Genomic DNA, 21,816 nt, shown 5'->3' on the forward strand with positions numbered 1-21,816 from the left:
CTCGCTGGGGATGAGCACCTCGAGCAGGCGGAAGTGCTCACGGTGCCGCGACGTCGTAGAGCCAGATCTCTCGGTCGCTCGGGCAGGTTTCGGGTTCACTATGGGGCTGCTTCTCCATGGTCGTTATGAGAATCGTCACGCCGCGTCACGCCGCGTCATGCAGGCACATGAAATTTGGAATCGCCCGGCACGCGCCGCTTAAGTTGAGTGTCGGCCGCGACGTTCTATCTCATCCGACCTGCGGTGATACTCGGAATCTCGGCTTCGACTCGACTCATGGGAAAGGGGATGTGGTGGGCTCTGTTCTCTTCGACGATGTGACCCTGCGCTATTCCGCGGACAGGCAGCCGGCCCTCGATGGTTTCACCCTCGACATCGAGGAGGGTGAATTCCTCGTACTGGTCGGGCCGTCCGGATCCGGGAAATCAACGGCGCTTCGCATCCTCGCTGGACTCGAGCGCCCCACCTCGGGCACCGTCCTGGTCGACGGAGAGGATGTCACCAGGGTTGAGCCCGCACATCGCGACCTGGCGATGGTGTTCCAGAATTACGCGCTCTATCCCCACAAGTCCGTTGAGGACAACATGAGCTTCTCCCTGCAACTGGCGAAGGTGCCCAGGGACGAGATCCGCCGCCGCGTCAGCGAAGCGGCCGAACTGCTCGAGCTGAGCGATCTCCTCCGCCGACGGCCCCGGGAGCTCTCCGGCGGCCAGCGTCAACGGGTGGCGATGGGGCGGGCGATCGTGCGAGAGCCCACGGCATTCCTCATGGACGAGCCGCTGTCGAACCTGGATGCCACTCTGCGCGTGCAGACGAGATCCCAGATCGCGGCTCTGCAGAAGCGCCTGGGGGCGACGACCGTGTACGTGACCCATGACCAGGCCGAAGCGATGACGCTCGGCCACCGAGTCGCGGTGCTGCGCGATGGGAGGCTGCATCAGGTGGCCCCGCCCCGGGAGCTGTACGAACGCCCGGTGAATGCCTTCGTCGCCGGCTTCATCGGCTCTCCCGCGATGAATCTGCTCGACCTGTCGCCGGAGGACCTCGGTCGGCTGCTCGGCGGGAGCGCAGTGCCGGCGCCGGCGTCGGCGGGCACTGCGAACGTGATCATCGGCGTCCGCCCCGAGCACTTGGCTGTGGAGGTTGATGGAGGTGGACTGCCGCTGCGGATCGAGCTGATCGAGGAACTCGGCGCCGACGCCTTCATCCACGGCCAGAGCGAGAACTCACGTCACGGACAGCGGATCGTCGCGCGGCTGCTGTCGGATGCACGGCCGGCAATGGGTGATGTCGTCCGTGTCAGCACCGACCCGTCACGCCTCCACTTCTTCGACCGGGAGACCGAGTTGCGAATCGACGTATGACATTCCGGGTGACCGGATCCGTTCTTTGCGGCCGTATTGGACTTCCTCCGGACGGAGCTGATTGCCTGGTGAAGGGCTCTGGATACAGTTGCGCGCCGCGCGCCGCATCGCATCGCACGAATATGCGCGACGGGGTATGCGCTCATGGACAGTCGAGCCGAGGGCGTGTGCAAGATCGTGCTCGACCCGACGCAGTGAGCGGTCACACTGACCCGACTCGCTGAGCGGCCGGGTTCTCGAGCGGCCAGGATGGCCGGATGGTGAGCGATCGGGGCGAGTGTCGGCGACTGGTGTCGGTGCCAGGTGCCCGGCTCCTCTGCCGAGGTGCCCGAAACACGGCGCACGCGACCGGTCAGCAGTCGTCCAATGCGCTCTCGCGCCGCTGCTCGGCCACGCACCGGATCGAGGCCTCGACACCATCGACGAGTTGGTCGATGGTGAGCCCCGAGTCCTTCACCGCTGCGCCCGCGTCGGTCTCCGCACCCACCCCGGCCCGTCCCCGGTTCCGCACGGCGGGCAGGTGGATAAAGGTCCCTGGGACCTCGGTATCCCGCAGCAGCGTGCGGAAAGCGGCGTTGCAGAGGAACGCCCCGGCGGTCTCGGAGACCTGAGCCGGGACGCCGACGGCCCGGATCGCCTCGGCCAGCGGAGCGGGATGGATGCGCGTCTCGAGCCATTCGGGACCCGCGTCGAGCGGGGAGGCGGGGCGGACGACACCCGCATTGTCGGGGATGCGGCCGGCTCCCCGGTTGTGCGCACGGTGCTCCGGTGTGACTGCGGTGCGGCTACCCGCCTCGCCGAGGGAGAGGATCACCTCGGGTCGGTGGGCGGCGATCGCGTCGAGGAGCGCGGGACCCGCTCCGGCCCAGGTGCACGGCAGGATCGCCGTCGCGAGCTCGACGCCCGGGCACAGTGCGCGCTCCCGCAGGCGCTTCACCACCTGCTCGCTGGCGTTCTCCTGGTCACCGCCGAAGGGTTCGAAACCGGTCACGAGGATCCTCATGCGGCAACCGTAGTCGAGGAGCGGTCGGCGATTCACGCCCGAGCCCACCGCCTCGGTCTGCTCCCGAGCGGGATTCGCCGCCACCGGTTGACCTTCTCCCCGACTGACGTAAAGTGATACCTAACGATCACTCGGTCAGTACCGGGTCGAGATCAAGACACCGCGCCGTGCATCGAAGGAGATGTGGACGATGAAGCGAACCATGAAGAACCGTGCCCTCGTACTCGCCCCGAGCGCGGCGGCCCTGTCGCTCGTCCTCGGAGCCTGCGCCGGCTCGGCGGGGAACGGCGGCGGGAGCGGATCCGAGGCAGAAGGCTACGCCTTCGGCGCCTCGCAGGAGGACGTCGACACCGCGATCGCCGACCTCGACCCCGTCCAGCTCGTGTTCCAGGCGTCGTCCGCATCGCCGGAGTCGATCGTCGCGAAGTCGAACATCGCCTTCGCCGAGGCGGTCGAGGAGCGCTCGGGCGGCAAGATCACCCTCGATGTCGTCTGGGGGCAGGCGATCGCCGGCTACTCCGAGGTCGACGATGCATTGGCCGACGGCCGCGTCGACATCTCCTACACCCAGCCGATGTACGAACCCACGGAGTACTCCGGCAACGACCGGCTCATCGCCGCCTCGGGCGCGCTCCCGCAGTCGCCGATGGTCGGCGAGCTGATCTCCAACGCCGTCCTCGCCGACCTCGCGTGGCAGAGCGATCAGATCACCGAGGACTTCGAGTCCAAGGGCCTCACCCCGCTGCTCCCGACGACGCCCAACAACGGCTACTACTCGCTGTGCACCGAACCGGGCACCGACCTCCAGGACTACAACGGCCGGCAGGTGCGGATCGGGGCCGCCCCGCACGCCACCCTTGCCGAGAAGCTCGGGGCGTCCCCCGTCTCCCTCGAGTACGTCGAGGCGTACGAGGCGCTCCAGCGCAACACCATCGACTGCAGCTTCACCCCGTTCAACGCCGCCGTCCAGGCGGGCTTCCACGAGGTGGCGCCGCACGTCGGCTACGCCACCGACGAGGGGATGCCGAAGGGCTGGGGCTCCTACGCCGCCGGCATGAACTACCAGTCGCTGCCGCTGCCGTACCAGCAGATCATCTTCGACTCCCTCCAGCAGGTCGTGCAGGAGGGCCTCGCGCTCGCGGTCGACACGAACTACCTCGGCGTCAAGGGCGCCAAGGAGAACGGCGGCGAGGTCGCCGAGTACGGGCCCGAGGCGACCGAGGTCATCGTCGAGACGAACGACGAGCTCATGGCCGATGTCGTCGAGGGCGGGGTGCTCGGCGATGACTTCGAGGGTCGCATGGGCGAGTCCCTCGACAAGTGGACCGGAGTGGTCGAGGAGCTCGGCTACGAGGACGGAGGCACGACCGCCGACATGGACACCTGGTACACCGAAGGCGATGTCGACTTCGCCCCGATCGCCGAGCGGCTGTTCGAGGACGTCGTCGCCCCGCACCGCCCGGAGTGAACTCACAGTCGGACACCGCTGACCCCGAGTGCTGGGCCGAAGTCCCGTGAATCCCACACCGCCCTCTGACCGGCCCACGGTCTGGCCGCTGTACGTCGTGACGTTCCTCGCGACGTACACGATCGCCGTCGCCTCGATCTCGGCTCCGGGCATCCAGCACTCGCTCGAGATCCCGGAGACCCGCACCTCCCTGGTCATCGGGGCGTACTCGGCGACCTTCGCCGCCGGGCTCATCATGAGCGGGCGATTGGGCGACCGCTACGGACGCCGCCGGATGTTCCAGCTCGGCACTGCGGGCCTCGCGATCACCGCGTTCCTCACCGCCGCCGCGCCGAACCTCGAACTCCTCCTCATCGCCCGCCTCCTCCAGGGCTGCGCGGCCGCGGCCACCACCCCGCAGGTGCTGTCGAGCATCCAGGCGATCCTCACCGGCGAGCGGCGTCTGCGCGCCGTCGGCCTCTACAGCGTCTTCGCCGGCAGCGGCACCGTGGGCGGGCAGGTGATCGGCGGCGTCGTCAACAGCGGCTTCGGCCCGGAGTTCGGGTGGCGAGCAGCGTTCGGCAGCGTCGGTGTGCTCGCGATCTTCGCGTGGGTCGGCGCCCGCTATCTCACCGAGACCCGCTCCCCGAACCCCATGGGACTCGACCTCCGCGGCTCGATCATCCTCGGCATCTCGCTCTTCCTGCTCATCGCCGGGCTCACGAACAGCGCGGGGATCGACCTCGGTTCCCCGCTCTCACCACCCGGCCCCCTCGTCAGCTCGGCCGTCCTGCTCGCGGCGGCCGCCCTCGGCCTCGGCCTGCTCGTTCCCCATTCGCGCGGCCGGGAGCGCGCCGGGAAGCCCTCGATCCTCCCTGCCCGGGTCATGCGCGAACCCGGCGTGCGCCTGGGCGTCACGCTGTCCTGCCTGCTGTTCCTCATGATCGGTGGGTTCATGTACAACTTCGCGATCCTGTCGCAGATCGGGCTCGGCTACACACCGCTGGAATCGGGCCTCGCGACCCTCACCCTCGCACTCGCCTTCGTCACGAGCTCGGCGATCGCCCCTCGCCTCGTGTCCCGCGCGGGAGGCCCGGCCCGCGGCGGACCTCGCGTCCTCCTCTTCGCCTCGGTGCTCCAGGCCTGCGGGCTCGCGAGCGTCGGCCTCATTGCGCTCCTCGGGCTCAGCCCGTTCGCCGCCTGGTTCATGGTCGCCGCCGTGCTCATCGGCGGAGGTCAGGGGCTCATGCTCGGTCCGCTCGTCTCCGTCGTCATGACCGCCGTCCCCGACGAGGTGGCCGGTCTCACCGGCGGACTCATCGCCACGGCGCAGCAGACGGGGATCGGGCTCGGCATCGCGATCCTGTCGACGGTGTTCGCCGGACTCGCCCAGATCCTGCCGATGCCCACCGCCTACGGCATCACGACCCTCGGCACCGTCGTGCTCTCGCTCGTCTTCGCATTCGCGACCGTGCGCCTGAGAGCCCACGGCCGAGGGGTCTGACGGCGTTCTCCCGTCGAGTGGTCAGTTAATCCCGTCGAGTGGTCATGTTCGGTCGAATACTCGCGAGTATTCGACCGAACATGACCACTCGAAGGGGTGCGGGCCGGGAGTCGTCCCCGCCCCGTGGAGCTAGTCCCCGCTCGTGAGAAGGTAGGTCTTCTTCCCCTGGCGGTAGCTGCCCGAACCGGAGGAATCCCGGTCCGAGGCGCTCGAGCCACCTGAGCCTGAGCCACCGGAACCCGAGCCCGTCCCGCCCGAGCCGTAACCTCCCGAGCCCGGTGAGCCACCATCCGTGCCGTCGGACTCCCCGCGGATCGCGGCCTCGGCCGCGCCCTTCGGACCGTCGAACCTCCCGAGCTTCGAGGGCCACCAGACCTTCTTGCCGATGTCGTAGGTGAGCGCAGGCACGAGGAGAGTGCGGACGACGAAGGTGTCGAGGAGCACGCCGAACGCGACGATGAACGCGAGCTGGACGAGGAACAGGATCGGGATGACTGCGAGGGCTGCGAAGGTCGCGGCGAGCACCACTCCCGCCGAGGTGATGACGCCGCCGGTGACCGCCAATCCGCGCAGCACACCGGCGTGTGTGCCGTGGACGAGCGACTCCTCCCGCACCCGGGTCATGAGGAAGATGTTGTAGTCGATGCCGAGCGCCACGAGGAACACGAATCCGTAGAGCGGGACGGCGGGGTCTGCGCCCGGGAAGTCGAAGATCCCGTTGAACACGAGCGCGGACACGCCCATCGCCGTGCCGAAGGACAGCACCGTGGTGATGATGAGCAGCACCGGAGCGAGGATCGAGCGCAGCAGCAGCATGAGGATGAACATGATGACGACGAGCACGATCGGGATGATGAGGTTCCGGTCGTGGATCGCGGCGTCGTTCGTATCGATCGACGTCGCGGTCACGCCTCCGACGAGCACCTCGCCCGGCAGCTCGTGGAGCTCGTCGCGCAGCTCGCGCACGGTGTCGGAGGCCGCCGCGGAGTCCGCCGCCTGCGTCAGCGTCGCCTGGAGGAGCACCTGGCCCTCGAGCACGGTCGGCTCGAAGTCCGCCGGGTCCACAGCCGAGGCGCCGGCCCCGCCCGGTGCACCCGCACCTTCGGGAGCACCCGACCCTTCCGGAGCCGCAGCGCCGTCGGCGACACCCGGAGGGGGCCCGGCACCCTGGGGCAGCTCGATCTCTCCGTCCGCATTGAGGGGCACGGTGCCTGCCGGGGAATCGGCGGCGGTCACGCTGACCCCGTCGATGTCCTCGTTGTCGCTGAGGATGCGTGCCGCGTCGGGCATCTCGTCCTCAGGGACGATGACGTAGACCGGCGAACCGGAGCCGCCCGGGAAGTGCTCGCCGAGCGCGTTCTGCCCGTTGCGCGCCTCCGACTCCCCGAGGACGAGGTCGGACTGCGGCACGCCGTCGGCCTTGAGCTGCGGGACGAAGGCCGCGCCGATCGCGAGCACGATCGTCGTCGCGATCCAGATGGCGCGCGGCCGCTTGGCCACGGTGCGGGCAGCGTGCGCCCAGATTCCCTTCCGCGGCATCCCGTGCTCGGCCTCGACCGCGGAGGGGTCGTAGTGGGGCCGCTTGGGCCAGAACGCCGCGCGACCGCAGGCGTAGAGCATCGCGGGCAGGAAGGTCAGCGCGGACAGCATCGCGAACACGATGCCGATCGCGGCGACCGGGCCGAGTGTGCTGTTGGATTTGAGATCGCTCAGCAGCAGGCACAGGAGGCCGGCGATGACGGTGCTCCCCGAGGCGAGGATCGGCTCGATCGACCCGCGGATCGCCGTCCACGTCGCCGCCCACGTGCTCCGCTCCGCGCGCAGCGCCTCGCGGAATCGCGCGACGTAGAGCAGCGAGTAGTCCGTGGCCGCGCCGATGACGAGGATGAAGAGGATGCCCTGCGTCTGTCCGCTGAGCAGGATGACGTCGTAGTACGCGAGCCACCACACGGTGAGGAGCGCGACGCAGAGCGCGAACATCGACGTCGAGAGCACGATGATCGGCAGCAGGAGCGACCGGTAGACGATGACGAGGATGACGAACACCGCGATGAGCGCCACCGCGAGCAGCAGGCCGTCGATCCCGGCGAAGCCGGCGGAGAGATCTGCGGTGAATCCGGCCGGCCCGGTGACGTAGACGGTGATGCCGTCGCCCACCTCGGCGCGGAGTTCATCCCCGAGCTCGGGGATCACCTCGCCGACGTCCGCGCTCTCGTCGATCGGCACGAAGGCCTGGGCGGCGAGCCCGTCGTCGGAGGGGATCGCCGGAGACACATCGTCGGCCACCCCGGTGACGGAGGTCGCACCGTCGACGGCGTCCTGGATCGACTCGAGCTGGGAGTCGGAGAGCTCGGAGTCCCCGACGAACACGACGACCGCGGGGATCGCGTCGCTGCCGGTGAACTCGCTCAGCCGCTCCTGCACCTGGGTGGCGTCCGAGGATTCGGGGAGGAAGGTCGTCTGGTCGTTCGACGACACCTCCTCGACCTTGCCGAAGTACGGCCCGCCGAGGCCAGCACCGGCCACCCACAGGACGATGAGGACGGCAGGGAGCATGATGCGCAGCCAACGAGGCACGCGAGTCGCCATGTGGGGAGACCTTCCGGATAATTTACCTAGCCTGGCAAACAATAAACCTAGCATGAGATCAACGGGGATATCATGACGGGATGACCGCGCCGGATCGCCCCGCTGCCGCCTCGCTCGCCGAGGCCGGATCAGCGCGTCCGGAGACGCGTTCGGCGCACGTCTACGACATCGCCTCGAACGACCCGGACAGCCGGCTCGTCGACCGCAGTCGCGTGTCCGAGGACGACCTCGCCCAGATCAGCGCGGTGATGCAGGCCATGGGGAACCTGCGTGATGCGGAGAACCGGCTCATGGAGGCCTCGCTCGACTACATGAAGCTCGGCCGCAACGACATGCGCGCCCTCCACTTCCTCATCGTGTGCGAGAACCGCGACACCGTCGCCACCCCGGGAGCCATCGCCGCGCACCTCCACGTGTCGAGCGCCTCGACGACGAAGCTCCTCGACCGCCTCGAACGGGCCGGGCACATCACCCGCTCCCCGCATCCGAGCGACCGCCGTGCGCTCGCCATCCGCATCACCCCGGAGACCCGGCACACCGCGGTGGAGACCGTGGGCCGGCAGCAGGCCCGCCGGTTCGACGCCGCCGCCCGCCTCACCCCCGAGCAGCGCGCGGTCGTCATCGAGTTCCTCACCTCCATGGCCGCCGAGCTCGAGGACGGCGACGACGCGTGGTGAGCGGCTCCGCCCGTTCCGAGCGCGTCCCGCCCGGACCCGCGCAGTCCCCGGTCGGACCCGCGCAGTCCCCGGTCCGCACCGCCCGGACCCGCACACGCATGCTCCCGCTCGGCATTCTCACCCTCGCGCTCGTCACCGCGGCCGTCCTCCGCCCCACCCCGCTCATGGTCGGGCTCGCGGTGCTCCTCGCCGCGATCGGTGCCGGACGCAGCCTCGTCCGCAGCGAGCCGTGGGGCCGGGCCGACGACATCACCACCGTCCGCCTCGGCCTCCTCCTCATCTTCACCGCGCTGATCCTCGGCGGCACCGGATTCGGGTGGGCCGCGGTCGCGGTCGCCGCGCTCGGCCTCACCCTCGATGCGGTCGACGGGAAGGTGGCCCGGAACGCCCGCTCGAGCGATCCCGGCTGCACCGACGCCGGTGCCGCCTACGACGAGTCCGTCGACGCCCTCGTCGTCCTCGTCCTGTCGCTCGGCCTCGTCCCGCTGTGGGGCTGGTGGTGCGCGCTCCCCGGTCTCCTGTTCTACGGGTTCCGCGGGGTCACCCTGCTCCGCCCCGCGTGGCGGCGAGCGCTCCCGCCGTCTCGCGCCCGCAAGGTCGTCGCCGCTTCCCAGGGTGTCCTCCTGCTCACGGCCGGCTCCCCGCCCGCGCTCGCGTTCCCGATCCTCGGCGTGCTGTGCACGGGTGCGGCGCTGCTGGCCCTCGGCTGGTCCTTCGGCCGGGACATCGTGTGGCTCGAGCGGCACCGCGCAGAAGGCCCAGGCACCTTGTCGGTTCCCGGGGCGCGACCCTCGTAGACTGTGACCCATGTCCTCACTGCCCCAGCCCGACGACGGGCCGAACGCGAGCCCGAGCGCGGCGCAGAACGACCTGCCCGCGCTCGTCCTCGAGTCGGAGACCTCCCTGCCGACCGACCACGGTGTGTTCACCACCCGCGCCTACACGAGTGAGGGCGTCACGCACGTGGCAATGTACCGCGGCGACCCGGGTGCCGTCGAGGCCCCGCTCGTCCGCCTCCACAGCGAGTGCCTGACCGGGGACGCGCTCGGCTCGCACCGCTGCGACTGCGGCGACCAGCTCGAGGCCGCGCTCCAGGCGATCGCCGCCGCCGGCACCGGGATCCTCCTCTACCTGCGCGGCCACGAGGGCCGCGGCATCGGGCTCGCCGCGAAGCTCCGCGCCTATGCGCTCCAGGACGACGGGCTCGACACCGTCGACGCCAATCGCGCGCTCGGCCTGCCCGACGACGCCCGCGACTACCGGGCCGCCGCCGCGATCCTCCACGAGCTCGACTGCCCGCGGATCCGGCTCCTGTCCTCGAACCCGACCAAGGCCGAGGCGCTCGCCCGGCTCGGCATCGAGGTGCCGGAGCGCCTCGCCCTCCAGGTGCCCGACCGGCCGGAGAACGTCCGCTATCTGCAGACCAAGCGCAGCCGCATGCGCCACGACTCGCTGTCCGGGCAGCCGGTGGGCGACGACCCCGAGGACCTGCCCCTGTACGCCGCGCTCGCCGCGCACAGCGAGGTCGTCGCGCAGCTCGCGCAGAGCGCCGACGGGTTCATCGCCGCACGCGGCGGGGACGCGGAGTTCGTGTCCGGCGAGGCCGACCGCACCCATCTCCACCGGCTCCGGGCGGCCGTCGACGCCGTCGTCGTGGGCGCCGGCACCGTCGTCGCCGACGATCCGCAGCTCACCGTCCGCGCGGTCGCCGGCACGAACCCGCTGCGGGTGCTCCTCGACCCGCACGCCCGCATCCCCGCCGGGAGCGCCGTCCTCCGCTCTCCCGACGCCCCGACCCTGTGGCTCGTCGGCCCCGACGCCGAGGTGCCCGCCGGGATCGGAGATCACGTCGAGATCGCACGCCTGCCGCACTCCGCTGACGGCGAGCCCGTCGACCCGGCGGCGGTGATCGCGCTCGTCCGCGAGCGGGTGCCCGGCTCGATCCTCGTCGAGGGCGGCGGCCGCACCGTCTCGGACTTCCTCGCCGCCGGCGTGCTCGACCGGATCTTCCTCACCTCGGCCCCGGTGCTGATCGGCGACGGGGTGCCCGGGATCCGGTTCCGCGGTTCGCCCGTCATGGCCCAGGCGATGCGCACCCCGTTCCGCCGCTACGCGTTCGGCGAGGACGTGTGCACCGAGTTCGTCCTCAGCGATGCGGCGCAGGCGCACTCGGCCGAACGGCCGGCGCGGCCGGCCGACGGCGCCTGAGGGCCGCGAGGAGGAGGGTCACCGCGCCCGGGAGGGTGGAGATCGTCGCGAGCAGCCCGTAGGCGGTCGCCGCGGTGACCGCCCACTCGGCCGTCACCGCGAGCTCGCCGGCGAGGACCCCGGCGCTGATCTCCCGCACTCCCCAGCCGCCGACTCCCAGCGGCACGCTCATCGAGGCGAGCCCCACCGCTGCCGCGCCCGGCGTCACCGGTCCGCCGAGCTCCGCCATCCCGATGAGATAGAGGCCCAGCAGCGCGCCGACGCCCACCGCCGCCGCAGCCCACACGAGCACCGCGGTGCGTGCGGCCATGCCGCGCATGCAGGCGAGCGCGGCGGCCAGCGCGAGGACCGCGACCGCTCCGGCGATCACCGCCAACCGCGCTGAGATGCCGGCGAGGATCACGGCGGAGAGGGAGAGGAGCAGGGTCGTCGAGGTCAGCCGCTCCGCTCCGAGCGCGGCCGCCGGTGACCACCAGCGCCGGTCGCCGGCACCGCGGTAGACCGCCACCCGCGCCGCGTCACCGGCGATGCCGCCGGGCAGCACCATGTTCCCCAGGCTCGAGGACCAGCAGTCCGCCACGGCCCGCGCATACCGCATGGGGATGCCCTTCTCCCGGGCGAGCAGCGTCCAGCGCAGTGCCTGTGCGAGCGTGACGAGGAGCCCGCAGCCGAGCGCCGCGGCGATGGTCGTCGGGGTGAGGACGTCCCAGCCGGCGAGGAGCGCCTCGGTGCCGACGAGCCGCGCGGTGAGCACGAGGAGAACTGCGGTGACGGCGAGCATGAGCACCCGCCGCAGCCAGGAAGTCCTGCTGGGCACACGGGATCCGTTGAGCGCCTCGGGTTCACTGCGCACCCCGGGTCCGGCGGGAACCTCGGACCCGCTGGGCACCTCGGGGTCGCTGCGCACACCGGCTTCTCAGCCGCGGGCGTCGACGAGGACGTCGAGGTGCTCGACGGCGACGCGGAGATCCGTCCCGGCCTGCTCGAGCCTGTCGGCGAGCCAGGCCGCGGCGATCGGACGCAGCTCCGGATCCTCTTCGATGACCGCGTCGATGCGTTCGGAGAGGAAACGGGTGAGGAACTCGCGATCGCGCGGTCCCTGCAGGTCCCAGGGGCTGTCGCCCGTCATCACGCGGGCTCCGGCGCGGCGCGCGGCGGCTGCGAGCACGGCCCCGCCGGCATCGCCGAGCCGGCCCTCGCGCGCCTGGTGCTCGGAGAAGGCGTGCTCGATGAGCGCGTCGCGCCGGTCCGGCGGATCGAGGGGCCAGTGCTCGGTGATGCTCAGCAGGAACAGCCCGAGGCCGGAGAACCGGGTGAGCGTGTCGACGACCGCCTCGACATCGGCCGGGGCGAGGACGTCGAGCACCGCGCTGCAGGTGATGAGCAGGCGGGCGGGGGCCGGCGGACCCGGCGCGTGCTCAGCGGCGGCGCCGTCGGACTCATGGGCGGCGGTGGCCCCGGGCAGGTGCTCGGCGGCGATGGCGGGCAGTTCGGTGATCGGGGCGGTCGCCGTGGTCGCGTCGGGCATCGAGCGGGAGGCGACCCGGAGCGATGCGGCGTCCGCGTCGAGGAGGATCCAGCGCAGCTCCCGCCCGGGCAGCCGGGGGCGCAGGGCGCGGTCGAACCAGCGGGCGGAGTTCCCGGTGCCGGCGCCGATGTCGATGACGGTGAGCGGCTCCGCCTCCGCGGTGCCGGCGAGCGCCTCGACGGCCTGGTCGAGGAGGGCGAGCGAGTGCTCGCGGGCGGCGTCGTCGAAGGGGGCTCGCAGGTCGAGCCAGTCGTGGTCGGCGGCGGTCATCGGCGTCCTTCGCTCGGGGTCATGGTGGTGGGTGAGGGCGACGTGCTCATCGCAGGCCCTGCACCAGGTCGAGGAGCTCAGCGGCGGCATCGTCCCAGGTCGGCAGGCCTGCGCGGCGCTGCAGCGCCTCCTGGCGGAGGGCCGCACGGTGGGCGGGGTCGGTGAGCCAGTCGCGCAGCGCGTCGGCCCAGGCGGCCGGTTCGGGAGGGAGCGCGCGGCCGGCGGCGAGTGCCTCCTCGGAGCCAGTGCCGGCGGTGACGAACGCGGGGATCCCGGCAGCGGCCGCCTCGCTCACGACCATCCCGAAGGCCTCGCGGCGCGAGGGCAGGAGGAGCAGGTCGGACGCATGGTAGAGGTCCGCGAGGGCGGGCTCGTCGAGCTCACCGGGCTGCGCGGCGCTGCCGTCGGGCAGTGCTGTGAGGGCCGTTCGCAGGCGCTCGCCGTAGGCGGGATCCGTCACGGGGCCTGCGAAGGTGGCGTGCCAGCCGGTGGTGCCGGATTCCGTCAGGGCACGGAGCGCCTCGGCGAGGAGGAGCTGGTTCTTGTTCTCCTCGATCGAGGCGACGCAGATGAGGTTCCCGCCGTCGCCTCCCGCGGCGACGGGTCGAGGTGCGGCCCCGGGTGGGATCGCATGCGCCTGCACCCCGTAGAGCTCGGCCAGCTCACGGGCGGCGAAGCGGCTCGTCGTGACCACGGCCGCGGCGGATTCGAGCGCGGCGCGCTCGCGGTCGCGTGCCGTGGGGTCGGCAGTCTGGCCGGCTGTGGGGTCATCACCGGGGTCGGTGCCGGGGCCGGTGGTGGCGCCGGTGGTGGGGGCGGCCCTGCCGAGCGGGGCGTGGACGAGCTGCACGATCGGGCCGGAGAGCGGCGTGGGCAGGCTGCAGCCGATGAGGCCGTCGAGGATCACCGGCCCGTCGAGCCCGCGGACGATCCCGGCGAGCACGGCGGTGTCCCCCGGGGTGGGCTCGGGCCAGGCGCCGGGCACGGTGTGCCGGAGGATCTGCGGCGCGGCCGCCTCGGCGATGGCCGCGTTGTAGCGCAGGCCGCCGCTCACGCGGCCGAGCGCAGGTTCGAGGAGGTGAACGGTCACGTGCGGCCGGGCACGGTGTAGGACACGCTCGCCCGGGGGTTCTCGACGATGCTCACGGTGATGCCGATGTCGGGCTGCTCGGCCAGCCCCGCGGCCAGCCGGTCGCCGATGTAGCGGGCGACGACCTCGGTGGTGGAGAGGCGGCCGGCGAAGTCGGGATGGGTGTCGAGGTTCGCGTAGCGCAGCGGGGCGAGCGCCTCGTCGAGGAGCTGTGAGGCATACCCGATGTCGAGGACGACGGAGTGGGCGTCGAGCTCGGCGCGGGTGAAAGTCGCGTCCACGGTGAGGGTCGCCCCGTGGACGCCCTGGGCGGGGCCGAAGAACTCGTCGGGCAGGCTGTGGGCGATCATCACGTGGTCGTTCACGGTGAGGCTGAACATCCGGTGTCCTCTCTGCGGGGTTCAGTGGGTGCGGGGGTCAGTGGGTCCGGATCAGTGGCGGTCGCGGGCTCCCGGGTCGGTGCCGGGCTGCGGGGCAGTGTCGGCCTCCGGGGGGGTGCCGGGGTGCGGGGCGGTGCCGGACTCCGTCGGCGCCTCCGGCTCCGGGGCGGTGTGGTCGATGACGTGGCAGAGGGTCGCGGCGGCGAGCGCGGTGTCGCCGCTGATCTCCTCCATCACCTGGGGCAGCGCGTGCCACGGCGAGGTGCCGGTGAGGAGTGCGTCGAACCGCTCGTCGGTCAGGGCGTCGAGTGCGGCGCGCATCCGGTCCGCGCGGGTGCGGCGGAGCCGGCGGCCGGCGGCGACCTGCCCGACCTGGCTCGCGACGATCGACAGCCGGCGGGCGTGGAAGTCCGCGCCGAGCGGCACGGCCGGGCTGCGGGTGCCGTACCACGAGGCCTCGACCACCGTGCCGTCGTCGCCGGTGAGCGCGAGCGCCCGGGTGAGTCCCGCCTCGGAGCCGGAGGTGTGGATGACGATGTCGCAGTCGCCGCTCGCCTCGTCGGGGTGGACAGCGGTGAGGCCGAGCCCGGTGAGCAGGCGGCGACGCTCGGGGTTGGTCTCGACCACCTCGAGCCGGGCGAGCGGCATCTGCGCGGCGAGGAGCGCGGTGGCGGCGCCGATCATCCCGGCGCCGACGACCGCGACCCGGTCCGCGAGGCGCGGCGGCTCCTGCCACAGGATGTTGATGCCGGTCTCCGCCGCTCCGGCGAGCAGCGCACGCCGGTCGCTCACGCCGTCGGGGATCCGGTGGACGTCCTCGGCGGTGACGAGATGGTGGCTGTGGTGGGGCAGCAGTCCGAACACGCGCGCGCCGAGCCACTCCGCGGGACCCTCGTCGACGACTCCGACGGCGAGGTAGCCGTAGGACACGGGGAACGGGAAGTCGCCGAGCTGGTGCGGAGCACGCATGAGCGCGGCGACTGCGTCCGGAACGGAGCCGGTGTGGACGAGGGTCTCCGTGCCCTTCGAGATCGCCGTGGCGGTGGTCCGCACCCGCAGCCAGGCGGAGTCGGCAGCAGTGCCGGCGAGGTCGGCGGCAGCAGTGCCGACGGGGTCGGCGGCATCGGTGGAGGCGGGGTCACCGGCAGCAGTGCCGACGGGGTCGGGCACGTGGGGTTCGGGCACCTCGCGCCATGCGCCGCGCTGCGCGGCCTCCGTCCAATACTGCCGAGCCATGCCCCTACTCTACGCCGCAGGGCGTCCTGCGCCCGGCCGGGCGGCAGGGGCGCGCGGACCGCGGATACAAGTGTTCCTGCAGAACACGACCGAATCCCACCCCCAGCGCCCGCTCACGAGCGATGTTCAGTTGTCATCTCGAGAAACACCTGCATCTGGGGCAGGGCGGCGATGCCGGCCGCCGTCGGGCGGCAGCGGCAGCCCAGGAGCGGGGGTCGGCCCCGGAGTGGGCGGGGAATCAGTCGCCGAGGCGGGTGGCGTCGTCCTCGGCCGTGCCGGTGTGCAGCCGCCGGGTGAGCTGGGTGCGCCACTTCTCCGGGAGCTCGGGCGAGGCGAGGAGGCCTTCGATGCCCTCCCGGTCGGTCCGGTCGACGTTCATCACACGGTTGACCTCGGCGACGGACATCGAATCCGGCAGCCGCTCCTCCAGCACCATCGCATCCCCGGGACCCACCGCACCGGGTTCGAGGACGCGCAGGTAGTAGCCGCAGCGGCCGGTGGACTGCATGAGGCGCGGCAGTTCGCGATCGCCCCAGCGCGCGGACACCGTGGTGCAGGGCCGGCGCGGCTGGGTGACCTGGACGCGCGCGGTGCCGAGCGCGAAGACATCGCCGAGGTGCACCGCGTCCTCCGGCAGACCGGACACCGTGAGGTTCTCGAAGAAGCCGTCCTCCCCGATCGCGATCCCATCGGCGGCCCAGCGCGGGTAGTGCTCCGCCGGATAGCAGCACACGGCCTTGTCGGGACCGCCGTGGACCTTCGTGTTGCCCTGCGCGTCGCCTCTCAGACCGAGCGCTCCGAGTTCCACGGGACCGGCGTGCGGGGTCTTGCGGGCGCCGGTGGAGATCTCGCGGCCCGACCAGTGCTGGACGGTGACGGACCCGGTGCACACCCGCTCGACGGTGCCGGTCAGCTGCGGGCTGCCGGCGGGTTGAGGGGCGCCGGCCGGCTGTGGGTCACCGGTCAGGGGCGGCACGGCACCGCTCCTCACATCCCTGCCGGGAGCGGATTCGCGCGGCGGCTCTCGGTGCTCAGCAGCAGCACGGTGGCATCGGCGGGCAGCGGATGGGCGTCGACCCAGGCGCGCACCCCGGCCAGGGTCGAGGCGCCGCAGGGCCCGGAGTCGACGCCGTGCGCCTCGAGGTCGCGGACGGCCTGCGCAGCCTGGGCGTCGTCGACGGTGACCGCGGCGTCGATGCCGGCGCGGAGCACCGGCCAGGCCGCGGCGGACGGGGTGCCGCAGTTGAGGCCGGCCATGATCGTCGCCCCGGTCGGCACGGCGGTGAGCTCACCGGCCGCGAGCGAGGCGATGAGGCCCGGCGCGGCGGTCGGCTCCACGCTGAGCACACTCGGCGCAGGCGCCTCCTCCGCTCGAGTGGTCACTTCGCTGCGGTTCTCCGCGGGATTCCGAAGGGAACTGACCTCTCGACGGGTGTCGGCAGCGGTCCCGCCAGAGAGCAGCCCACCGTCGGCGGTCCGGCAGCGGCGGACGACGGCCTCGGCGAACGAGCCCACCCCCACCGGCATCGCCACGAGGTCGACCCGTCCGACTCCGAGCTCGGCGAGCTGCTGCTCGGCCTCGACGAGGAGCGTCGAGTAGCCGTCGACGATCCACTGCGGGATCTCCTCGTAGCCCTCCCACGCGGTGTCCTGGATGAGCAGCCGCTCCGCGCCCTCCGCGGCACCGGCATCGGTGTAGGCGGCCGCGGCGGCGACGATCGCGTCGTAGGGGGCGCTGAGCTCGTCGACGTCCGCGCCCTCCTCGCGGATCCCGGCCTTCGCCTCGGCGGTGATGTCGGCCGGCAGGAAGATGTGCGCGGGCAGGCCGAGGAGGCGGGCGGTGTGGGCGACGGCGCGGCCGTGGTTGCCGTCGGTGGCGGCGACGAGCTCGATCGGGTCCCGTTCGGCCAGCCGGGTGCGGAGCTCGTCCGTCGGCAGAGCGGCCTCGGGTGAGCCGAGGCGGGCGGACAGCGCACGGCAGGCGGCGTAGGAGGCGCCGAGGATCTTGAACGCGGGCAGTCCGAAACGGGCGGACTCCTCCTTGACGAGCACGCGCGCGCCGCCGAGCTCGGCGGCGAGCGCGGGCACCTCGATCAGCCGGGTGGGGGCGTAGCCGGGGATCGAGCGGTGGAAGTCGATGACCTCCGGCGCGTGCTCGGTGCGCCAGGATCGGGCCTCCGGGTTCGCGTGGATCGTGGGTGCCGCGGCGGCGGATGCGGCGGGGGTGTTGTGGGGGTCTGTCACCGGGAGCTCCTCCTCGTCGGGGTCCCGCCACCCTATCGAAGACGAGGTGCGGGCTCAGGTCGGTCTCAGAGCCGCGGCGGCCGAGTTCTCACCGCACGGCCCGCCGGCTTCAGCGCAGCCCGCCGGCCTCAGCGCAGCTTGGCGAACTGAGCGCAGCCCGCCGACCTCAGCGCAGCTTGGCGGCCTCAGCGCAGCCCGCCGGCCTCAGCGCAGCTTGGAGGTGAGCCGGGCGGCGGCGTGGACGACATGCGGGGCGATGTCGCCGGCGATGTCGATCTCCGCGACCGAGGCGCCCCGGCCGTCTGTGCGCGCGCCACTGGACCCGCCCGGGCCCCCCGCTCCCCCGGTGTGCCGCGGTTCTCCGGTATCGCCCGCTCCCCCGGTATCCCCCGGCCTTCCGGGTTCCTCCGCGCGCACCGACAGACCGACGGCGGCGATCGGCCGGTCGAGGACGTCGAACACCGGGGCGGCGACGGTGGTGATCTCCGTACTGATCTCGCCGCGTTCCACCGCGTATCCGAGCTCCCGGGTGCGGCGCAGGAGCTCGTTGAGCTGCCGCAGCGAGGTGGGCCCGCGCCCGGTGCGGTTGACGAACGCGTCCTCGCCGCTGAGGAGGGCGAGGACCTCGCGTCCGGACAGCGCGGACATGATCGCCCGGCCGGTGGCGGTGAGGTAGGCGGGCATGCGCACCCCGGTCGCGGTGATGACCGCCGCGGAGCGCACCGCCTGCTCCTTGACGAGGTACACCGTCTCCCAGCCCCGGAGCACCGCGAGCTGGGCTGTCGCGCCGGTCTGCTCCGCGAGCTCGCGGACGATCGGCTGCGCCATCCGCTGCAGCGGGTTGGTCCGCATGTAGGCGCTGCCGAGCTCGGACACTCCGGCGCCGAGCAGGTAGCCGGTGGAGGACTTCGTGACGAGGCCGAGCTCCTCGAGCACGGCGAGCAGCTCGTAGACGCTCGAGCGCGGCAGTTCGAGGGCGCGCACGAGCGCCCCGGCGCTCACCGGCCGGTTGGACCCGGCCAGGTGGCGGAGGATCGCGACGGATCGTCGCAGGGCCGGCACCTCGGGCATGGGGCTCCTCGTCTCGTCGTCGGCGCGGTCCGCCGATCATCCCACCGGCAGGCCGGACTGGTCACCGGCCCCCGTCGGCCGGGCGGCTCGGTTCAGTCCGTCGGGATGGTCCGGCCGTCGAGCACCGTCCCGTCGATGTCCACCAGCGTATGCGTGAGCGCGGACGCGGTCTCCGCGGCCGCGACGGCGCGCCCGTCGGCCACCCGCTCGATCGCCTCGGCGAGCTCCGGGGACAGGAAGCGGTCCGGTCCGGGTCCGGGCACCTCGTGGCGCAGCTCGGCGAGGAGGGCGCCGGTGACCGGGCCGGGCGCCTCGGCGCGGAGGTCGATCGCGCGGGCGGCGGTGTAGTACTCGATGCCGAGCACTCGGGCGAGGTTGACCACCGAGGTGCGGAGCTTGCGGGCGGCCGTCCACCCCATCGACACGTGATCCTCCTGCATCGCCGAGGACGGGATCGAGTCGACGGAGGCCGGGGTCGCCTGCCGCTTCATCTCGCTGACGATCGCCGCCTGCGTGTAGTGGGCGATCATCAGCCCGGAGTCCACCCCAACGTCCCCGGCGAGGAACGGCGGCAGGCCCTGGTTGCGGGCGGCGTCCATGAACCGATCGGTGCGGCGCTCGGCGATCGAGGCGACATCGGCGGCGACGATCGCGAGGAAGTCGAGCGCGTGGGCGAGCGGGGCGCCGTGGAAGTTGCCGTTGGAGGACACGGTGCCGTCGGGCAGCACCACGGGGTTGTCGATCGCGGCGCGGAGCTCGCGAGCGGCGGTCTGCGCGGCGAAGGCCGCGGTGTCGCGGGCGGCCCCGGTGACCTGCGGGGAGCAGCGCAGCGAGTACGCGTCCTGCACGAGGTGGGTGGAGTCCTTGTGGCCTGCGACGATCCCAGAGCCCGCGAGCGCGGTGAGCATGTTCGCCGCGCTCGCCGCCTGACCCGCGTGCGGGCGCAGCGGGGTGTGGAGGTCGGGCATGAACACCCGGTCGGTGCCGTACTGGGCCTCGACGCTCATCGCGGCGGTGAGGTCGGCGGCGGTGAGGAGGTTCTCGAGGTCGAACAGCGCGAGGATGAGCATCCCGAGCATGCCGTCGGTGCCGTTGACGAGGGCGAGGCCCTCCTTCTCCGCGAGCACGACGGGGGTGATGCCGGCGGCGGCGAGCGCCTCGGCGGCGGTGGTCCGGCGCTCCGTGCCGTCGGCGCCCCGCACCGTCACCGGCCCCTCGCCCATCGCGGCGAGCGCACACGCCGACAGCGGCGCGAGGTCGCCCGAGCAGCCGAGCGAGCCGTACTCGTGGACGACGGGGGTGATGCCGGCGTCGAGGATCGCGACATAGGTGTCGAGCACCTCGGTGCGCACCCCGGTGCGCCCGGTGGCGAGCGTGCGGGCCCGCAGGAGCATGAGCGCACGGACGACCTCGCGCTCCACCGGGTCGCCCACGCCTGCCGCGTGGGAGCGGATAAGCGATTTCTGGAGCTGGGTGCGCAGGGCGGCGGGGATGTGGCGCTGGGCGAGCGCACCGAACCCGGTGGACACCCCGTAGACGGGGCGCGGGGCATCGGCGAGCGCCTCGATCGCGCGGCGGGACTCCGCGACGGCCGCGCGCACCTGCTCGGGCACGCGGACCGGCGCGTCGTGGCGGGCGACAGCGACGACCTGCGCGAAGGTCAGGCCGTCGGGGTCGAGGTCGACTGCCGCAGGCCCGGCGAGTGCGCTCGTGTCGGGGCGGGGAGAGTTCTGCGTCATCGGGTGTCCCTTTCATCGGAGTTCTTCGCCGGGGAGCCGGCGATCCGCTCACCGGCGCGGTACACCTCGGCGATGAGCTGGACGCCGGGCCGGTAGGCGAGGTGGCGGTAGGACGGGGCGTCGAGGATGCTCAGGTCGGCCCGGGACCCGGGGGTGAGGCGGCCCACGTCGGTGCGTTCGAGGGCGGCCGCACCTCCGGCGGTGGCGGCCCAGACGGCCTGCTCGACGGTGAAGTGCATGTCGCGCACGGCGAGTGCGATGCAGAACGGGATGCTGCTCGTGAAGCACGAGCCGGGGTTGCAGTCGCTCGCGATCGCGAGCGTGACTCCCGCGGCGAGGTACCGGCGGGCGTCCGGGTAGGGCTGGCGGGTGGAGAACTCGACGCCGGGCAGCAGGGTGACGACGGTGCCCGCGGCGGCCAGCGCCGCGAGGTCCTCGTCCGAGGCGAAGGTCGCGTGGTCGGCCGAGGCGCACCGATGGGCGGCGGCGAGCTGCAGCGCCCCGCCGGCGGTGAGCTGGTTGGCGTGGAGCCGCGGGCGCATCCCGTGGGCGACACCGGCGTCGAGGATGCGTGCGGTCTGCTCCTCGGTGAAGGCGCCCTCCTCGCAGAACACGTCGATCCACTTCGCGAGGCCGGTGGCGGCGGGAATGATCTCCTCGATCACGAGGTCGACGTAGCCGTCGGGGTCCGCGGCGAACTCGGGCGGGACGACGTGGGCGGCGAGCAGGGTCGCCTCGTCGGTGTGGCGGCGGATGATCTCGAGGCCGCGGATCTCGTCGGCGTTGGTGAGGCCGTAGCCGGTCTTGATCTCGAAGGTCGTGGTGCCGGAGCGCTCGGCCTGCTCCACGAGGTGGACGAGGTTGGCCTCGAGCTCGGCCTCGGAGGCGGCGCGGGTGGCGGCGACGGTGGTGCGGATGCCGCCGGCGGAATAGGACTCGCCGGCCATCCGGGCGGCGAACTCCGCGGAGCGGTCACCGGCGAACACGAGGTGGTTGTGGCTGTCGACGAAGCCGGGGATCACGGCGCCGCGGGCCTCCACGGTCTCCTGCGCCCGAGCGCGCACCTCGGCGGGGAGCGAGGCCTCGGGTCCGACCCAGGCGACGGTGCCGTCCTCGACGAGCAGGGCCGCGTCCTCGATGACGCCGAGGAGGTCGGGCGCCTCGGGATCGTTCGTCACGAGTTCCGGGATCGTGGTGATGAGCAGGGCCACGGGCGCCTCCTGTCGGGTCGACGGGTGCGGATCCTCCTCGACCCGCACACCTCAGTGTCGCGCACCCGCGTGCGGACGACAGCGCCCCCGCAGAACGGAATGTCCGAGATCTCGGACTTCGTCCGACGGGGCCGGGAGGGATCAGGGCGCTGGGTGCCCGGCGCGCGGTTCACAGGGTCCACCGGGCCCGGCGGCCGCAACGGACCGCGCCCGCGCCGACGTGGTGTCGGCGCGGGCGCGGTGTCGGGTCCGCCG

At 72.4% G+C, this 21,816-nt stretch carries 18 protein-coding genes; 6 read left to right on the top strand and 12 right to left on the bottom strand.

Annotated elements, in window-relative coordinates; translation table 11 throughout:
- The first annotated feature begins 293 nt into the window (after positions 1-293).
- The gene (gene ugpC / locus MTQ12_RS10235; RefSeq protein WP_247618528.1) at positions 294-1,364 is read left to right on the top strand and encodes a sn-glycerol-3-phosphate ABC transporter ATP-binding protein UgpC; all 1,071 of its coding nucleotides are present in this window, start codon (positions 294-296) and stop codon (positions 1,362-1,364) included.
- 352 nt (positions 1,365-1,716) lie between these two features.
- Here ugpC and MTQ12_RS10240 read toward each other — a convergent pair whose 3' ends face one another.
- Positions 1,717-2,367, bottom strand: a complete 651-nt coding sequence (locus MTQ12_RS10240; RefSeq protein WP_247618529.1) for a pyroglutamyl-peptidase I — start codon at positions 2,365-2,367, stop codon at positions 1,717-1,719.
- A 190-nt stretch (positions 2,368-2,557) separates the two neighbouring features.
- Here MTQ12_RS10240 and MTQ12_RS10245 point away from each other — a divergent pair, with 190 nt between their 5' ends.
- Together MTQ12_RS10245 and MTQ12_RS10250 are read left to right on the top strand one after the other, a co-directional pair.
- On the top strand, positions 2,558-3,835 hold the full coding sequence (locus MTQ12_RS10245; protein WP_247618530.1) for a C4-dicarboxylate ABC transporter substrate-binding protein: 1,278 nt from the start codon (positions 2,558-2,560) through the stop codon (positions 3,833-3,835).
- A 46-nt stretch (positions 3,836-3,881) separates the two neighbouring features.
- Positions 3,882-5,318, top strand: coding sequence for an MFS transporter (locus MTQ12_RS10250; RefSeq protein WP_247618531.1), 1,437 nt, complete (start codon positions 3,882-3,884; stop codon positions 5,316-5,318).
- A 129-nt stretch (positions 5,319-5,447) separates the two neighbouring features.
- On the opposite strand, the gene MTQ12_RS10255 is transcribed toward MTQ12_RS10250, so the two are convergent.
- Entirely contained in the window at positions 5,448-7,874 is a 2,427-nt protein-coding gene (locus MTQ12_RS10255) for an MMPL family transporter (protein WP_247618532.1), read from the bottom strand.
- 113 nt (positions 7,875-7,987) lie between these two features.
- On the opposite strand from MTQ12_RS10255, the gene MTQ12_RS10260 reads away from it, so the two are divergent.
- From MTQ12_RS10260 to ribA, 3 genes are read left to right on the top strand one after another with little or no spacing between them, the layout of a single operon-like run.
- On the top strand, positions 7,988-8,584 hold the full coding sequence (locus tag MTQ12_RS10260; protein ID WP_247618533.1) for a MarR family transcriptional regulator: 597 nt from the start codon (positions 7,988-7,990) through the stop codon (positions 8,582-8,584).
- Positions 8,581-9,381: a CDP-alcohol phosphatidyltransferase family protein gene (locus MTQ12_RS10265; RefSeq protein WP_247618534.1), complete on the top strand. Its 801-nt coding sequence runs from the start codon at positions 8,581-8,583 to the stop codon at positions 9,379-9,381. Before MTQ12_RS10260 ends, MTQ12_RS10265 begins: the two co-directional genes overlap by 4 nt.
- A 10-nt stretch (positions 9,382-9,391) precedes the next feature.
- A complete protein-coding gene (gene ribA / locus MTQ12_RS10270; RefSeq protein ID WP_247618535.1) occupies positions 9,392-10,792 on the top strand; it encodes a GTP cyclohydrolase II RibA in 1,401 nt (466 codons plus the stop codon).
- On the opposite strand, the gene MTQ12_RS10275 is transcribed toward ribA, so the two are convergent.
- From MTQ12_RS10275 to hutI, 10 genes are all read right to left on the bottom strand, one after another.
- Positions 10,731-11,609, bottom strand: a complete 879-nt coding sequence (locus tag MTQ12_RS10275; RefSeq protein WP_247618536.1) for a lysylphosphatidylglycerol synthase domain-containing protein — start codon at positions 11,607-11,609, stop codon at positions 10,731-10,733. The genes ribA and MTQ12_RS10275 overlap by 62 nt on opposite strands.
- A 99-nt stretch (positions 11,610-11,708) precedes the next feature.
- Positions 11,709-12,590 (bottom strand): hypothetical protein, encoded by an 882-nt coding sequence (locus MTQ12_RS10280; RefSeq protein ID WP_247618537.1) that lies wholly within the window; start codon positions 12,588-12,590, stop codon positions 11,709-11,711.
- A gap of 46 nt (positions 12,591-12,636) precedes the next feature.
- Positions 12,637-13,680 (bottom strand): glycosyltransferase family 4 protein, encoded by a 1,044-nt coding sequence (locus MTQ12_RS15225; protein WP_247618538.1) that lies wholly within the window; start codon positions 13,678-13,680, stop codon positions 12,637-12,639.
- Positions 13,677-14,060 (bottom strand): 6-carboxytetrahydropterin synthase, encoded by a 384-nt coding sequence (locus tag MTQ12_RS10290; protein WP_247618539.1) that lies wholly within the window; start codon positions 14,058-14,060, stop codon positions 13,677-13,679. Before MTQ12_RS10290 ends, MTQ12_RS15225 begins: the two co-directional genes overlap by 4 nt.
- Positions 14,061-14,111: 51 nt before the next feature.
- Complete coding sequence (locus MTQ12_RS10295) at positions 14,112-15,296, bottom strand: zinc-binding alcohol dehydrogenase (protein WP_247618540.1); 1,185 nt, start codon at positions 15,294-15,296, stop codon at positions 14,112-14,114.
- Positions 15,297-15,534: 238 nt separating this feature from the next.
- Positions 15,535-16,272, bottom strand: coding sequence for an MOSC domain-containing protein (locus tag MTQ12_RS10300; RefSeq protein ID WP_247618541.1), 738 nt, complete (start codon positions 16,270-16,272; stop codon positions 15,535-15,537).
- An 11-nt stretch (positions 16,273-16,283) separates the two neighbouring features.
- Positions 16,284-17,540 (bottom strand): pyridoxal-phosphate dependent enzyme, encoded by a 1,257-nt coding sequence (locus MTQ12_RS10305; RefSeq protein WP_247618542.1) that lies wholly within the window; start codon positions 17,538-17,540, stop codon positions 16,284-16,286.
- A gap of 204 nt (positions 17,541-17,744) precedes the next feature.
- Positions 17,745-18,611 carry an IclR family transcriptional regulator gene (locus MTQ12_RS10310; RefSeq protein ID WP_137318425.1) on the bottom strand — a complete coding sequence of 289 codons (867 nt, stop codon included), beginning with the start codon at positions 18,609-18,611 and terminating at the stop codon, positions 17,745-17,747.
- Positions 18,612-18,703: 92 nt separating this feature from the next.
- Entirely contained in the window at positions 18,704-20,350 is a 1,647-nt protein-coding gene (gene hutH / locus MTQ12_RS10315) for a histidine ammonia-lyase (RefSeq protein WP_247618543.1), read from the bottom strand.
- Positions 20,347-21,561 (bottom strand): imidazolonepropionase, encoded by a 1,215-nt coding sequence (hutI, locus tag MTQ12_RS10320; RefSeq protein WP_247618544.1) that lies wholly within the window; start codon positions 21,559-21,561, stop codon positions 20,347-20,349. The genes hutH and hutI overlap by 4 nt, the downstream gene beginning before the upstream one ends.
- Positions 21,562-21,816 lie beyond the last annotated feature (255 nt).

Origin of the sequence: Brevibacterium sp. R8603A2 (genome assembly GCF_023072605.1) — a bacterium.
GTDB classification, from domain to species: domain Bacteria; phylum Actinomycetota; class Actinomycetes; order Actinomycetales; family Brevibacteriaceae; genus Brevibacterium; species Brevibacterium pityocampae.

Excerpts from the sequence above, each read along its gene's own strand:
- MTQ12_RS10290 (WP_247618539.1), bottom strand. The coding sequence starts at position 14,060 with ATGTTCAGCCTCACCGTGAACGACCACGTGATGATCGCCCACAGCCTG.
- MTQ12_RS10240 (WP_247618529.1), bottom strand. The coding sequence starts at position 2,367 with ATGAGGATCCTCGTGACCGGTTTCGAACCCTTCGGCGGTGACCAGGAG.
- MTQ12_RS10255 (WP_247618532.1), bottom strand. The coding sequence starts at position 7,874 with ATGCTCCCTGCCGTCCTCATCGTCCTGTGGGTGGCCGGTGCTGGCCTC.
- MTQ12_RS10245 (WP_247618530.1), top strand. The coding sequence starts at position 2,558 with ATGAAGCGAACCATGAAGAACCGTGCCCTCGTACTCGCCCCGAGCGCG.
- MTQ12_RS10260 (WP_247618533.1), top strand. The coding sequence starts at position 7,988 with ATGACCGCGCCGGATCGCCCCGCTGCCGCCTCGCTCGCCGAGGCCGGA.
- hutH (WP_247618543.1), bottom strand. The coding sequence starts at position 20,350 with ATGACGCAGAACTCTCCCCGCCCCGACACGAGCGCACTCGCCGGGCCT.
- MTQ12_RS10295 (WP_247618540.1), bottom strand. The coding sequence starts at position 15,296 with ATGGCTCGGCAGTATTGGACGGAGGCCGCGCAGCGCGGCGCATGGCGC.
- MTQ12_RS10310 (WP_137318425.1), bottom strand. The coding sequence starts at position 18,611 with ATGCCCGAGGTGCCGGCCCTGCGACGATCCGTCGCGATCCTCCGCCAC.
- MTQ12_RS10280 (WP_247618537.1), bottom strand. The coding sequence starts at position 12,590 with ATGACCGCCGCCGACCACGACTGGCTCGACCTGCGAGCCCCCTTCGAC.
- ribA (WP_247618535.1), top strand. The coding sequence starts at position 9,392 with ATGTCCTCACTGCCCCAGCCCGACGACGGGCCGAACGCGAGCCCGAGC.